Consider the following 14153-nt stretch of genomic DNA (forward strand, 5'->3'; position numbering starts at 1 on the left):
TTTACCCTAAAGTGACCAGCATTTGCCCATATTGTGCGATGCCACCCACCACCACAATTTGGGTCAATTTTATGGCGAGAATCGCAATAATAGGCGACAAATCAAATCCACCGATTGGCGGCACTAATTTTTGAAAAGGTGCCAAGATAGGTTGAGTCATTTGCACGAAAATGGCGGTGTTTGGATTGTAGCCAGGGCTAATCCAACTGATAATAACATTGATGATAATCAGCCAAAATGCCATGTCGAGCAATTGATTTGCCACTTCGGTAATCGAAGAAATCGCAATCAAACCTACACCAAAATTTCGACCGGTAAGCCAGCCTAAAGCAATCACCACCAAAGCTTGTAATAGCATGGCGGTGATGATCGCCGACCAGTCCCAGCGGCCACGAATGGTCAGCACTTTATTGACCGGAGCGCACAAGGGATTGGTCACCTTGGCCACAAAGTGCACCACGGGATGACGCCAGTCAACATGGGTCGCGCGCATTAAAAAGCGTAACATTAGGGTAAAAATAACCAGGCCTGCGATGAATTGGATTAAAAATAATCCACCTTGCGTTAAAGGGGTGGCTTCCATTAGTGTTTGGCTCCTGTGGTGTCGGCTTGTCCGAGTTGGTCGGCCAATTCTACGGCGCGGTTTTGCGCCGCGCTCATGGCATCTTTGACCGTTTGTCGCAGATTTTGCGCTTCAAAGGTCAGTATGGCTTGTTCGGTGGTGCCTTTAGGTGAAGTCACTTTTTGGCGTAGCGTGACCAAATCGTCGGTGCTTTCCAGTGCCATTTTGGCAGCGCCAAAAGCCGTTTGCAAGGTTAGCAAACGCGCACTTTTTTCATCCAAACCTAAGTCTTGCGCCGCTTGTTGCATGGCTTCCATAAATAAAAAATAGTAAGCAGGGCCACTGCCAGACAAGGCGGTCAAGGCATCAATTTGTTCTTCGGTTTTGACCCACACAGTAATACCCGCGGCACGCAAGATATTTTCGGCCTGGCTGCTCTGCTCGGGTTTTACCTTAGCATTGGCAAAAAGGCCAGTGGCACCACTTTGAATGAGGGCGGGGGTGTTTGGCATGGTGCGTACGATGGCATTATTGCCCCCTAGCCAACGGTCCATATCAACCGTGCGAATGCCTGCGGCTATCGAAATAATCAGCGGGCGTTTGGCTTGAATACTGGCTTGTACTTCATGGCACACGCCTTGCAGTTGTTGAGGTTTGACCGCAAAAACGACTATGTCGGCTCGCGCAACCGCTTCGTTGTTGTCTGAGTAACAATAAATGCCCATGCGTTCTGTCACCGAGCGGCGTTGTGCTTCGCTGGGTTCGGTGGCGATAATTTTATCTTTGGCGTAGCCGCTGGCAAGGAGTCCGCCAATCAGACTCATGGCCATATTGCCTGCGCCAATAAAGCAAATAGTCGCGTTCATAAACAATCCTTGTAAGTTTTGAGTGCGCTTATTATAACGATTACGGCGCTTTTTTAAACAGCTTATGGTTGCCGCGCTGATCGATTGCACCGGCTAGGCGTTTAATGCCATGTAAATAGGCCGCGGTGCGTAAAGAAGTTTGAAATTCATTGGCCAAGTCAAACACGGTATTGGCTTCGCGGCGCATGGTTTTGGCTAAGCGAGTTTGCACCTCTTCAAGCTCCCAATAAAGCCCCGAACGATTTTGCACCCATTCAAAATAACTCACCACCACACCGCCATTATTGGCGAGCACATCTGGGATGACGGCAATGCCTTGGGCTTCTAAAATTTCATCGGCTTGCGGCGTGATGGGGCCGTTGGCAATTTCTAACACCAAATGCGCTTGAATGCGATGGGCATTTTCTTGGGTGATTTGGTTTTCTAGGGCTGCCAGCACCAAAACATCTACTTTTAATTCGAGTAATTCGGCATTACTGAGTCTTTGAAAGGTTTGCAGAGTGCAAACCGTGCCATTGCACAAAACCGATTCAAGTTGGTTGGTGTCGTCTTTGTGGTTTTTAATATCTTTGATATTAAGACTGTTTTCAGAATAAATGCCGCCTTGCGAATCTGATACTGCCACAATACGAAACCCAGCCTCTTGTGCCAGTTGCGCAAAATGAAACCCTGCATTTCCAAAACCTTGTATGGCAACGGTGAGTTCAGCGGGGTTTAATTGCTGGCGTTTGCAATACTCATTAAGCACATGCAAAGCGCCGGAACCAGTGGCCGACTCACGACCTTCTGAACCATTTAAATGCAAAGGTTTGCCTGTGATAATGCCGGGTGCTTGACGACGCGCCAATACCGAGTATTCGTCTGCCATCCAGCCCATAATGGTGGCATTGGTGTAGACATCAGGCGCGGGAATGTCTCGCGACTCGCCCAAAATATCGGCAAAGGCACGAATATAGCCGCGTGATAAGCGTTCCAGCTCCAATTGCGAAAGTTCTTTGGGATTGACGGTAATGCCGCCCTTGGCACCGCCAAAGGGCAGGCCGGCCACAGCACATTTGACCGTCATCCAAAAACTCAAAGAGGTGACCTCATCCTCATTAACGCGCGGGTGATAACGAATCCCGCCCTTTGTTGGCCCACGGGTGTCGTCATATTGCACACGATAACCGGTGAAAATGCGCAGGCTGCCATCATCCATGCGTACCGGAATGCTGGCTTTAATGGAACGCTTGGGATAAGACAGGCGAGTAATGACTTCTTCATCCACCTCAATCAATTTAAAAACAGGTTCTAGGCGTTGCTTGGCAATTTCGAACATGGCGTTTCCTTTGGCTTTGGCTTGAATTTATTCAATTCTAAGCCTAAAAACAACCAGGCCTGGTTATTTTTAGGATATTTATACGAATTTTAACGAAAAAAAAGGGCAGTTTGCACTGCCCTGATCTTGAAATAGGGTGACTTTAAAATTCGCCCCATTCATCTTGAGAGTTGGTTGACTTGGGCTTAGCAGTAGCCATTGCCTGAGTCGGTTTGGGGCTTGCAAGCTTCGGTGTTGCTGTATTGGGTTTTGCTGTATTGGGTGCGGCAAGTTTTGGCGCTGGTATTTTTTTGACAGCCTGTTGAGTGGCTTGCTTTTCTAAGCGTTCATGCTGAGCCATAGGTGCGCCGCCTCTTGCGATGTCATTTTCAAGTGCATCGATGAGGGAGATGATTTTATTACTTTCATTTTCGAGTTGCCCCATTTGAATATTGGCTTGTTCGATATCTCCCACATCTTTCATGTCGAGGATGCGACCGATAAAGGCGTGCAATTCAGCATGGCCTTTTTCAAGTGCTTGATAAGACGCCATGCCTTGATAATCGGTGCCGTGTCCATAAATCCATTTGCCCAGCGCACACTTTGAAGCATCAGCAGCAGTATTGCGATCAAAGGCAATATTGACATCGTTGATGTAAGCGCGCACTTTAACACGCCATTGACGATGCGCACGGCGTGCCGAGGCAAAGTCAAAGTTGCCGGTTTTTAGCGCAGTACCCATATGTACAGCCGACTCATTGACTTTAAATTGCGAGACATTGGTGTTCATTAACATGGCCATTTCGCCTAACTCTTCAGAGGTGGCGGCAGATTCTTCGACCAAGGCGGCGTTCTGTTGCACCGCCGCATCAATGGCAGTAATGGCTTGGTTTACTTGCGAAACCCCTTCGGCCTGTTCGTTGCTGGAACGCGCGATTTCTTCAATGACTTGATTCACAGTATCAATTGAGGAGGCGATTTCGTTTAAAGCATCGCCAGAACCTTTGACATGTTGCGTACCTTCGGCGACTTTTTTAACGGTGTCTTCAATCAGTCCTCTAATTTCTTTTGAGGCCTCGGCAGATTTGCCAGCTAGGTTGCGTACCTCGGCGGCGACAACGGCAAAGCCGCGACCGTGCTCACCGGCGCGCGCGGCTTCTACGGCAGCGTTGAGTGCCAGCAAATTGGTTTGGAAAGCGATGCTGTCAATCAGTCCAATAATGTCGTTAATTTTTTGGCTGGAGGCATGAATTTGTTCCATGGCACGAATCGCGTTATCCATCACGCTGACACCGTCTTGCGCTTGTTTTTTGGCCGTGGCGGTCGAGATTTCGGCTTGATGCGCATTGTCGGCATTTTGCTTAACGATGGCGTTCATTTGTTCCATGCTGGCGGCGGTTTGCTCTAGGGCAGCGGCTTGGTTTTGGGTACGGTCATTAAGGTCGATACTGGCATTTTTAATTTCATTGGCACCATCGGATACCGCTTGAGAGGCGACTTTGGTTTGAGCCATCATAGACGCTAGGTTGTCTACAGCCACATTAAGACTGTCTTGCAAAACGGCAAAACGACCATAATATTGACCTTGCATATGATGGGTTAAGTTGCCCTCAGATAAGCTCACGCCCACATCAACCGCGCCATTAATGGGTTTTTCAATGGTTGCAATCATATCGTTGAGCGCTTCAGAGAGTTCTTTGGCAACGCCGGTGATTTCAGAGGTGTCGATGCGGCTGCTTAAAAGCCCATTTTTAGCGGCTTGCACCGCGCCGTTAACATCACGCAATAATAGAATTTCTTGGGTTTTATCGCGCCATTCAGCCAGAGTGGCGGTGCGAATACCCGCACGGTTGAAAATGGGGATAATGTTGACTTCAATTTGCACCGTGCCCAAGTCAATATTGGCAAGGTAAGGTTGTTTGAGTTCGGCAACCATATTGCGTTTTTGATGCGGGTGTTTGTGGAAAGCATCAAAATTCATCCCAATGATTTTGTTGGCGTCAAAGTCTGGTAAAAAGCGCTTTAATGCTGGCTGGGTTTGTTGCATATAGTCTTTCATATTATTATTGAGATACATAATATTAAAGTTGGCGTCTGCAATCATTAAGTTGCTAGAAACCTGGTCTATCGCAATTTGCAATTTGGCCGCTTCATCGGTTTTGGCGTGACCATCTTCAATGGCGTGCCGAATGGCGATTGAGGCGGAAATGACCGGGTTGATGAGTTTGCCAATAAAATGCTTGGGTCGAGTACAACTCATATTAATGGGTTCGTTGGCTGAAACTCTTCTTAAGGCATTGCGCAATGAATCTTGTGCTTTAAAAGTTGTGTAGCCATAAATAAACGACACACTTACCATGAGTGTGCTTAGCAATAAAGTCCAAAGTGGATTGAGCCCCTGCAAACTACTGATGACTGCAAAGGGCATGACGCTGAAAATGAGGGTTAATAGGCTAAGTTGCCATTGCGGGTCGAGTTTTCCAAAAAAGTTAAGTTCAGTCCAATTAATGCCGCTGTAAACTTTACCGTATTGAATTTTTTTAGCGCCAGACTTAATGTCTAGGTAGGCTTGAGTGGCTAGGGCTTTTTCGGCATCGGTGATTTCTGTTCTAAAAGAAATGTATCCGACAGGTTTGCCATTTTCAAAAATTGGCGATACATTGGCTCTTACCCAATAAAAGCCACCGTCTTTGCGGCGGTTTTTAACCAATTGTGACCAGGTAGAGCCCATTTTAAGGGTTGTCCACATATCCTTAAACACCGCTTCTGGAACATCTGGGTGGCGCACAGTGTTATGAGGCTTACCTAAGAGTTCGTCACGGGTAAAACCACTGGCAATTTCAAAGGCATCGTTCAGCTCGGTAATATTGCCTTGCAGGTCAGTTTTGGAAACTAATGTCAGTCCTTTGGGGACAATATATTCATCTTGAGTAATGGGTTGGTTATTTCTCATGCTGCTTGTCCTAGATTAGTAGTCGTGACTAATATAAATTCATTTTATGCGTTTGTTAAGCATTATTTCTTATATGGGAATAATTATTTTTACGCACATTAAAAAGGTTGGCTAGAAAATGAAAGATGCGTTAAAAGCCGTGGTTTTGGCGGGTGGGCAAGGTAGTCGAGTGGGTTATCAGCAAAAAGCCTTGTTGGTCTATCAAGGACAACCCTTGTTAGTGCCGATTTTAGAGCGTTTGCGAGCGCAAGTTGCGCAGGTATGTATCAGTGCCAATCAAGCCTTAGACACCTATCGCAGTTTTGAACCCAAGGTATTTGAAGATGTGACCGAAGGTTTTTTAGGGCCCATGGAGGGGATGAATTCGGCATGGCATGCCCTTGAGGGGGATTGGTTGGTGTTTGTGCCTTGTGATAATCCGCATTTTCCGGCAGATTTGGTGGATAGACTTTGGCAAAAACAACAAGACACTGGGCAGCATTTGGTGGTGGCATTTGATGGCGAGCGTTTGCAGCCTTTGTATTGTTTAATGCACCGCTCACTGCAAGCCAGTTTAGCGGCTGCGATTGCTAAAGGGCATTTGAGTGTGTGGCGTTGGATAGATGAAAATCCGCATGCTTTAGCCGATTTTAGTGATGTGGGTGCCAAAGCCTTTCAAAACTTAAACACCTTGGCGTTGATTGAAGCGGGTTCAGTTGGGTAATGATTAGTTGGGTAATGATTAGTTGGGCAATAATAAAGTGCCATTGATGGTCACACTCAGTTGGCTTTGTCCAGCTTGCATAACTGGCGCATTGCCAACCGCATCACTCGCCATCATGTTGCGCGCGAGATAGGGCGATGGAAAGTGCGGTGATTGAATATTGGTTTCTATAATTTTATACACCTGGGTTTGAAAACCTTGCGCAATCAACTGTGCTTTCTTTTGAAAAGTGTCTAGGGCTTTACGGGTGAGGTCATCAATAAACAATTGGCGTTGTGCGCTGGAAACACCAAACTCCATATTTTGATAACGCAAATAAGGTTGAATTTGCGCCATAATTTTAACCAGGCCTGGTTGATTTTCCATGTTTAAAGTGAGCGTTTGTTGGCCACGCCAAGTGGTTAAGGCTTGATTTTTGTCGTAAATGGGTTGAATTTGATAGTCTGAGGTTTCCACTTTGATTTGCGGCGCACGCTTTAAAACCGCATAAGCAGCTTGCATTTGGGTGTTGATTTCATTGGCGACCACTTGCGGATTCAAATCTTGGGAATAGGCGCGAAATGTAAGCGTCACTTGATCGTTATTAAAGTAGGCGCTTTCAGTCACGGAAAAAGACACACGGTTTTCATTGCGTTGGTTTGTTTCAAACGCATGGGCGTTCATGCTGAAAACGCAGATTAACAACAGGCAAAATCGGCTGAATGTCATAGAGCCTCCTAGAGAATGATATAATTCGCGAATTGATTATAACCCGACCCTCAATTGAGTCAATTGTTGAAGTGTAAAGAGATTTCTGATGTCCGAAAAAATTCAAACCACCTTGCCACATGAAACCGTGATGCAACCTCAAGAAAAGCAAGCCGCCTTTGCTGTTGCGGGCATTTTTGCCACGCGTATGTTGGGCTTGTTTATGATTTTCCCGGTGTTTGCCTTGTTTGCTGAGCAAGAATTTAAAAACATTACTGGCTTTCAAATTGGTCTAGCGATGGGCATTTACGGGCTCACCCAAGCATTGCTGCAAATTCCTTATGGTATGTTGTCCGACAAGTATGGTCGCAAACCGCTCATTATGGTCGGTATGCTGGTGTTTATGTTTGGTTCGGTGGTCTGCGCCCTGGCAGATTCCATAGAAATGATGATAGTGGGGCGCGCCATTCAAGGCATGGGCGCGGTGGCCGCGGTGTTGATGGCAACGGTTGCGGATACGGTGACAGAACCTTTTAGGTTACGCGCCATGTCTATTGTGGGCATGACGATTGGCTTGTCTTTTACCTTGTCTTTGGTGGCAGGACCTTTGTTGTCCGAGCTTGTTGGGGTGCGTGGCATTTTTTGGGTGATTGCGGCTTTGGCTGGCGTGGGCATGGTGTTGGTGATGTTTGCCGTGCCCAAAATTGAAGGCCAGCGTTTTCAGCGCGAAGCCGAAGCCGACCCCGCCCAATTTAAAGCGGTGTTGTCTAATCCACAATTGTTGCGCTTAGATTTGGGGGTGTTTGTATTGCATGCCATGCTCACCGCCATGTTTGTGGTGGTGCCCATGCTGATTCGTGATAACGCAGGTATGGATTCGATGCATCATTGGGAATTATATTTGCCGGTGATGTTGTTGTCGTTTGTCTTAATGGTGCCGTTTATTATTCAAGCCGAAAGCAAAGGGCGCATGAAGCAAATGTTTGTGGGCGCGATTGCGGCTTTGGTGATAGTACAGTTGGCGATGCTAAATTTTGCCCATGGATTTTGGTCCATCTTTTTAATTATGTTGCTGTTTTTTACCGCGTTTAATTTATTAGAAGCTTCTTTACCCTCTTTGGTGGTTAAGTTGTCGCCAGCCGATAAAAAAGGCACGGCCAGTGGTGTTTATTCGTCGAGTCAGTTTTTTGGTGCAGCCATCGGTGGCGCATTGGGTGGCTATTTTTATCAGTTTTACGGTTTTGATGGCGTGTTTGTGTTTACCACGGTTTTGGGAGCGGTTTGGTTATTCGTAGCCATTAGCATGACTCAGCCTTTGCCCTTAAGCATTGCATCAGTGAGTTATGATGCCATTTTGGCGCCCGAAGAAATGGATAGTTTAACTGAAAAACTACTGTCTTATGACGGGGTTTATGAAGTCGTAATTTTATCCAATGAACAACGCATTTACTTTAAAATAGACCGCAAAGTTATTAATGAAATTGGCTTGATTGATTATATTCACAAGGGTTTGTCCCGAGAATAAGGGTCTTCAAACTGGCTGGGAGCCGAATCCGTGGCAAAAACTTCTGACAAAAATGCGCTATTAACCGATTTTGATTATTGGGAGTCTTCGTTTGGCTCTTTGCAAAACTTAATTGAATTGCCCAAAGTCAGACAAGCGCGTCGCCGTGTCAATTGGTTATATTTTTCAGCTTTTTTCCTAGGTGCGCTAACACTGGCTCTGTTTGTGGCGGGCAATGCACTTGATTCCAAAGTATTTTTTTATTTTGCGCTGTTTTCTGGTGTGGTGGCGTTTTTAGTTTTCTGGCTGGCTTATCATCAAAGCCAGCAGCAAATGCAGGTGATTGAAGAAGTTTTGCGGGTGGCGCAATGCCAGCAAAAAGCCTTAGATAATCATGCCATTGTTTCTATGACCAATTTACAAGGTCGCATTGTGTATGCCAATAGCCGCTTTATAGAAACTTCGGGCTACACTAAAGAGGAGTTGGTTGGGCAAACCCACAGTATTATCAATTCTGGTCTGCATGATAAAGCCTTTTTTGCAACACTTTGGCAAACCATCGGTAAGGGTGAAACCTGGCGCGGTGTGGTGCGTAATAAAGCCAAAAATGGCACTTATTATTGGGTGAATTCTATGGTGATGCCCATTTTTGATCTCAATGGCAACAAAACGCACTATATTTCTATCCGCACCGAAATCACCCGCCAAAAAGAAGTTGAAGAAGCCCTAGGGCAAGCGCTGTTAGATGCGCAGGCCGCAAGCCGAACCAAAAGTGAGTTTTTGGCCAATATGAGCCATGAAATTCGTACCCCCATGAACGGGGTGTTTGGGATGTTACAGTTGATTCGCGAAGAACCCTTGTCGGATAAAGCCAAAGATTTTGTGGATACGGCCATGGCTTCGGCAACCAGTTTATTGCGAATTATTAATGACATTTTAGATGTATCCAAAATAGAAGCCGGCAAGTTGACCTTAGAAATGCGCGCTTTTGAGTGGTCTTTATTTGTTAAGCGCGTGTTACATCCGTTGCAGTTGCAAGCCAATGCGAAAGGCTTAAATTTTACCTTTGATATCGACCCCTGCATTTCCCCAACCCTTTTTGGCGATGAAACCCGCTTAGGTCAAGTCTTAACCAATTTGGTGAGTAATGCGGTTAAGTTTACCGAGCAGGGCGATGTGGCCTTAACCTTTAAGTGTTTAGAACACAAAGACAGCGATCTGATTTTGCAAGTCAGCGTGAAAGATTCTGGCATAGGCATAACGCCCGAACAAAAAGCGCTCATTTTTGACGCCTTTAGCCAAGCAGATGCCACCATTACCCGCAAATTTGGTGGTACAGGTTTAGGGTTGTCCATTACCCGCAGTTTGGTCGAAATGATGGGCGGTTCTTTGTGGGTAGAAAGCGAGTATGGCAAAGGCTCTACCTTTTTCTTCACCACAAAACTGGGCATTCCCAAAGAACACCATTTAGATTCTGCTGCACTTGAAACCGAATATGAGTTTTCATTGTCGGGCGTGAAAATTTTGTTGGTAGAAGACAATGTGATTAACCAAAAAATTGCAGTGGCTTTGTTAAAGCGTCTCAATATTGGTCAGATTGATGTGGCGGATGACGGTTTAAGAGGTATAGAAACCTATCAAAAAGCCGCCGAAAGCGACCAACCCTATGACTTGGTTTTAATGGATATGCAGATGCCCAATATGGATGGGCTTGAAGCAACTCAAGTGATTCGCAGCCTAGAGGCAGAGCGCGGTTGGTCGTCTAAACCGATTATTGCCATTACCGCAAATGTGGGGGAGGAAGACCGTCAAAAATGTGAGTCTGTCGGCATGAATGGCTTTGTAGGCAAGCCCTTTAAAAAAGACGATCTTTACCTAGAAATTGCACGGCTTCTGGTCATAAAATAAGTTATGATTCTCCAATCTAAAACGAAGAAAAGTGGAGTGAAGAGATGGCGCGTGGCGTAAATAAAGTGATTTTAGTGGGTACTTTGGGCAGAGATCCTGAAGTGAAATATGCGGCAAATGGCAATGCCATTGCCAATCTAAGTATTGCCACCAGTGAACAGTGGAACGACCGTGCCACGGGTGAAAAACAAGAAAAAACCGAATGGCACCGTGTGGTTATTTTTGGAAAACTGGCCGATATAGCCGGCCAATATTTAAAAAAAGGGTCGCAGGTTTATCTAGAAGGTAAATTGCAAACCCGCAAATGGCAAGATCAAGCCACAGGTCAAGACCGTTATGCAACCGAAGTGGTGATCGACTTTAACGGTCAAATGCAAATGTTGGGCGGTGGCGGTGGTCGCGGCGATACTGCTTTTGATAATGGTTCGCAAGGTGGCTTTGCCCCACAAATGAATCAAGCACCACAGCAACCCATGGGCAATATGGGCAATCAAGGTGGTTATGGTCAACAAGCACCTATGGCAGCGCCGCAAGCCCCGAGTTATGGTGGTGGGCAAGGTGGTTACGGACAACAAGCCCCTGCACAAAATAATCCATCTCCCATGCAAAGAGCTCCGGCTTATGCGCCCAATGACTTTGATGACGATGATGTTCCGTTTTGAGTCTCACAATAAATAAAAATGTTGATTAAAAAATAATAGAACCCTGTTAATACAGGGTTTTTTTATATCTATTGAAAAAACATTGACTAAAAGGCGTGGCTTGAAAATGGCAGGAATGTACGAGCATTCTGTTGTTTTTAGGTTGTTAATATTCTCGTCAGATTCAGCGTGTTCACTTCTGGTCAGGCTTCAAATGCTCATCGCTAAAGGTGGGCTTTCTATGTACTTAAAAACTCAGTTAAATAAGCAGGTTATCTCAAGGTGCTTAAAAATAACCAGGCCTGGTTATTTTAGAACTTTGGTAGTTGTGGTGTAATGATTCTATTCAACTAAAGGAGTTTTAGCGATGTTTGAAAGTGCATTTGTTGAACTGAGTATGTTATTGGCCATTGCGGCTGTCATAGGTTTTATTGGGGTACAGCTTAAACAGCCTTTAATTGTTTCTTTTATTGCGGTGGGTATTTTGGTCGGGCCAGCGGTGCTTGGAATCGTGACGCTAACAGATGAAATCAACTTGTTAGCGCATTTGGGTATCGCAGTGCTGTTGTTTGTGGTGGGGTTAAAATTAGACCTCCATATTATACGCACCATGGGTGTTGTTGCCTTGTTTACGGGCTTGGGGCAGGTGATTTTTACCTCGGTCATTGGCTTTTTGATAGGCTTGGCTTTAGGGTTTTCATCCATAGGTGCGCTCTATGTTGCAGTGGCACTGACCTTTTCATCGACCATTATCATTGTTAAATTGCTCTCAGATAAACGCGAGCTCGATGCCTTGCATGGTCGAATTGCCATCGGTTTTTTGATTGTGCAGGACATAGTTGTGGTGTTGGCCATGATCGGCTTAACGGCAATTGGTCAGTCGGAGACTTCTGGCAATTTGGGTTATGAGGCTCTGATGGTCTTGATCAAAGGCGCGGTGTTATTGGTTGCGGTCGCCTTATTGATTAGATATGTGATGCCCAAATTACTCGCCAAATTGGCGCATTCTTCTGAGCTTTTGGTGTTGTTTGCCATCGCCTGGGCGGTTTTAGGTGCTTCAATAGGCTATATGATGGGCTTTAGTCAAGAAGTGGGCGCATTTTTAGCGGGTATTACCTTGGCATCAACCCATTATCGGGAGTTGATTGGTGCCAGATTGGTGAGCTTACGCGATTTTTTACTGCTCTTTTTCTTTATCAGTTTGGGTGCGAGCTTAGATTTAAGTACCTTGGGGTCGCAAATTTGGCCAGCTTTAGTCTTTTCTATTTTTGTGTTGGTCGGGAATCCTTTAATCGTGATGGTGATTATGGGCTATATGGGGTATCGCAAGCGCACCGGGTTTTTAGCAGGATTAACGGTGGCACAGATTTCTGAGTTTTCGCTTATTTTGGCAGCGCTTGGGTTTAGTTTGGGACACATCGATCAAGAAACCGTTGGCCTAGTCACTTTGGTTGGGCTCATTACCATTTCAGCCTCGACCTATATGATTTTATATTCTCACCCGCTTTATCTGAAATTATCGCCCTATTTGGATATCTTTGAGCGTAAGGTACCTTATCGTGAAGAGAATATTGATCAGGTGATAGAACGCAAGCCCGCCGATGTGATTTTATTTGGATTGGGACGATTTGGGATGGTGATTGCACAAAACTTGCAAGCGCAGGGGAAACAAGTACTCGCCATAGATTTTAATCCCCAATTGGTTCAAGAAACCGCCTTGCACCAAGTGCCTATTCGTTATGGGGATGCAGAAGACCCTGAATTTATCCAAAGCTTGCCCTTATCGGAAGCCCAATGGGTGGTGAGCACCATGCGAGATAGGCACTTAAATTTGGCGCTGTTGCGTTCACTGGCTGAATCGCATTATGAGGGTAAAGTGGCGGTGGCTTCCAGTCATTTGAGTGAAGTCGAATTTTTAAAGCAACAAGGTGCCAATCTAGTATTAGTGCCTTATCAAGATGCCGCTTTAGAAGCGGTGCATCGCATTATGAGTTTTGAAGAAACCGGTGCTTCAGCCGAAGTCAAAGGGAGTTAATTGATGTTAAAACATATTTTATTGGTTTCTCAAGACCCCTTGCAAGAGGCGGGTTTGTTGGATTGGGCATTTCACTTTGCAGGGCAACAGCAGGCAAAATTAACCATCTTAAGTGTACTGCCAGAGATAGATTATTCGTTATTGGAATGGCTAAAGAATATTCGCCCACAAGATCAGCAGGCGCAAGAAAGGCTGGGACGACAACAGGTGTTCCAATCATGGCTTGATCAAGCTCAGAGCCTAGGTTTGGATTGTGATTTGCATATTGAATTTGGCAAGGTTTATTTAAAAACCGTGCAGCTGGCGTTACAGAAATCGGTTGATTTGGTCATCAAAAAAATCGATACACCAGCGCATGCGCACGCCTCATTGTTTAGCAGTCAAGACCAACATTTACTGCGAAAATGCCCATGTCCTCTTTTATTGTATAAGGCCGAATCATCTTTGCCATTTAATAACATACTGGCCAGTATTGATGTGGCTGTTGAGGGGCTTGATGAAGAGACTTATAACTCGAACTCTGATACAGATTTAAATCAAAATATCCTAGCCTTGGCTAATCATTTTGCGCAAGCAACACCAAACCCCTTGTCGGTTGTTCATGCATGGAATGTGGATGGCGAAAACTTGGTGCGTTATTGGAATGTTGACCTCACCTCAGACGATTTAGAACGCCTGAATCAGCATGTTTGGTTTGGTCACCACTTAGCACTCGACAGAGCGTTAGCTTTTCTAAAGCAAGCGCAACCCAACTTAAAGGTGATTACCCCCAAAGGCGAGCCAGAAGTGGTGATTCCTCCTTTAATTGTCGAGGCACAAATCGATTTGTTGGTGATGGGAACCTTAGGGCGTTCAGGATTATCGGGCGTGTTTATTGGTAATACAGCAGAAAATTTATTAGAAAGTATTCAGTGTTCCGTATTGGCAATCAAACCCAAGGGATTTATTTCTCCAATTCAACCCTAAAACCCGCTAAAAATGACCAGGCCTGGTCATT

General features: G+C 45.5%; 11 protein-coding genes. 6 read left to right on the top strand and 5 right to left on the bottom strand.

The features are described from left to right. Position 1 precedes the first annotated feature (1 nt). From THMIRH_RS01850 to THMIRH_RS01865, 4 genes are all read right to left on the bottom strand, one after another. Positions 2–583 carry a YggT family protein gene (locus THMIRH_RS01850; protein WP_173290201.1) on the bottom strand — a complete coding sequence of 194 codons (582 nt, stop codon included), beginning with the start codon at positions 581–583 and terminating at the stop codon, positions 2–4. Then, complete coding sequence (gene proC / locus THMIRH_RS01855; protein ID WP_173290203.1) at positions 583–1428, bottom strand: pyrroline-5-carboxylate reductase; 846 nt, start codon at positions 1426–1428, stop codon at positions 583–585. Before proC ends, THMIRH_RS01850 begins: the two co-directional genes overlap by 1 nt. A gap of 40 nt (positions 1429–1468) precedes the next feature. Further along, positions 1469–2746: a Glu/Leu/Phe/Val family dehydrogenase gene (locus THMIRH_RS01860; RefSeq protein WP_173290206.1), complete on the bottom strand. Its 1278-nt coding sequence runs from the start codon at positions 2744–2746 to the stop codon at positions 1469–1471. Positions 2747–2888: 142 nt separating this feature from the next. Further along, on the bottom strand, positions 2889–5678 hold the full coding sequence (locus tag THMIRH_RS01865) for a methyl-accepting chemotaxis protein (protein ID WP_173290208.1): 2790 nt from the start codon (positions 5676–5678) through the stop codon (positions 2889–2891). A gap of 118 nt (positions 5679–5796) precedes the next feature. On the opposite strand from THMIRH_RS01865, the gene mobA reads away from it, so the two are divergent. Continuing rightward, positions 5797–6381 carry a molybdenum cofactor guanylyltransferase MobA gene (gene mobA, locus THMIRH_RS01870; protein WP_173290210.1) on the top strand — a complete coding sequence of 195 codons (585 nt, stop codon included), beginning with the start codon at positions 5797–5799 and terminating at the stop codon, positions 6379–6381. Between the two features lie 18 nt (positions 6382–6399). Here mobA and THMIRH_RS01875 read toward each other — a convergent pair whose 3' ends face one another. Further along, on the bottom strand, positions 6400–7089 hold the full coding sequence (locus THMIRH_RS01875) for an SIMPL domain-containing protein (protein WP_173290212.1): 690 nt from the start codon (positions 7087–7089) through the stop codon (positions 6400–6402). Between the two features lie 88 nt (positions 7090–7177). Between THMIRH_RS01875 and THMIRH_RS01880 the strand changes: the two genes are divergently transcribed. From THMIRH_RS01880 to THMIRH_RS01900, 5 genes are all read left to right on the top strand, one after another. Continuing rightward, positions 7178–8593 carry an MFS transporter gene (locus THMIRH_RS01880; RefSeq protein ID WP_243831471.1) on the top strand — a complete coding sequence of 472 codons (1416 nt, stop codon included), beginning with the start codon at positions 7178–7180 and terminating at the stop codon, positions 8591–8593. A 30-nt stretch (positions 8594–8623) separates the two neighbouring features. Then, a complete protein-coding gene (locus THMIRH_RS01885) occupies positions 8624–10480 on the top strand; it encodes an ATP-binding protein (RefSeq protein WP_173290214.1) in 1857 nt (618 codons plus the stop codon). Between the two features lie 44 nt (positions 10481–10524). Next, positions 10525–11142: a single-stranded DNA-binding protein gene (gene ssb / locus THMIRH_RS01890; RefSeq protein WP_173290216.1), complete on the top strand. Its 618-nt coding sequence runs from the start codon at positions 10525–10527 to the stop codon at positions 11140–11142. Positions 11143–11488: 346 nt separating this feature from the next. Continuing rightward, positions 11489–13156: a cation:proton antiporter gene (locus THMIRH_RS01895; protein ID WP_173290218.1), complete on the top strand. Its 1668-nt coding sequence runs from the start codon at positions 11489–11491 to the stop codon at positions 13154–13156. A 3-nt stretch (positions 13157–13159) separates the two neighbouring features. Further along, positions 13160–14122 (top strand): universal stress protein, encoded by a 963-nt coding sequence (locus tag THMIRH_RS01900; RefSeq protein ID WP_173290220.1) that lies wholly within the window; start codon positions 13160–13162, stop codon positions 14120–14122. Positions 14123–14153: the final 31 nt, after the last annotated feature.

The sequence above is a fragment of the Thiosulfativibrio zosterae genome (assembly GCF_011398155.1).
Lineage (GTDB): Bacteria > Pseudomonadota > Gammaproteobacteria > Thiomicrospirales > Thiomicrospiraceae > Thiosulfativibrio > Thiosulfativibrio zosterae.

Excerpts from the sequence above, each read along its gene's own strand:
- THMIRH_RS01850 (WP_173290201.1), bottom strand. The coding sequence starts at position 583 with ATGGAAGCCACCCCTTTAACGCAAGGTGGATTATTTTTAATCCAATTC.
- proC (WP_173290203.1), bottom strand. The coding sequence starts at position 1,428 with ATGAACGCGACTATTTGCTTTATTGGCGCAGGCAATATGGCCATGAGT.
- THMIRH_RS01860 (WP_173290206.1), bottom strand. The coding sequence starts at position 2,746 with ATGTTCGAAATTGCCAAGCAACGCCTAGAACCTGTTTTTAAATTGATT.
- THMIRH_RS01865 (WP_173290208.1), bottom strand. The coding sequence starts at position 5,678 with ATGAGAAATAACCAACCCATTACTCAAGATGAATATATTGTCCCCAAA.
- mobA (WP_173290210.1), top strand. The coding sequence starts at position 5,797 with ATGAAAGATGCGTTAAAAGCCGTGGTTTTGGCGGGTGGGCAAGGTAGT.
- THMIRH_RS01875 (WP_173290212.1), bottom strand. The coding sequence starts at position 7,089 with ATGACATTCAGCCGATTTTGCCTGTTGTTAATCTGCGTTTTCAGCATG.
- THMIRH_RS01880 (WP_243831471.1), top strand. The coding sequence starts at position 7,178 with ATGTCCGAAAAAATTCAAACCACCTTGCCACATGAAACCGTGATGCAA.
- ssb (WP_173290216.1), top strand. The coding sequence starts at position 10,525 with ATGGCGCGTGGCGTAAATAAAGTGATTTTAGTGGGTACTTTGGGCAGA.
- THMIRH_RS01895 (WP_173290218.1), top strand. The coding sequence starts at position 11,489 with ATGTTTGAAAGTGCATTTGTTGAACTGAGTATGTTATTGGCCATTGCG.
- THMIRH_RS01900 (WP_173290220.1), top strand. The coding sequence starts at position 13,160 with ATGTTAAAACATATTTTATTGGTTTCTCAAGACCCCTTGCAAGAGGCG.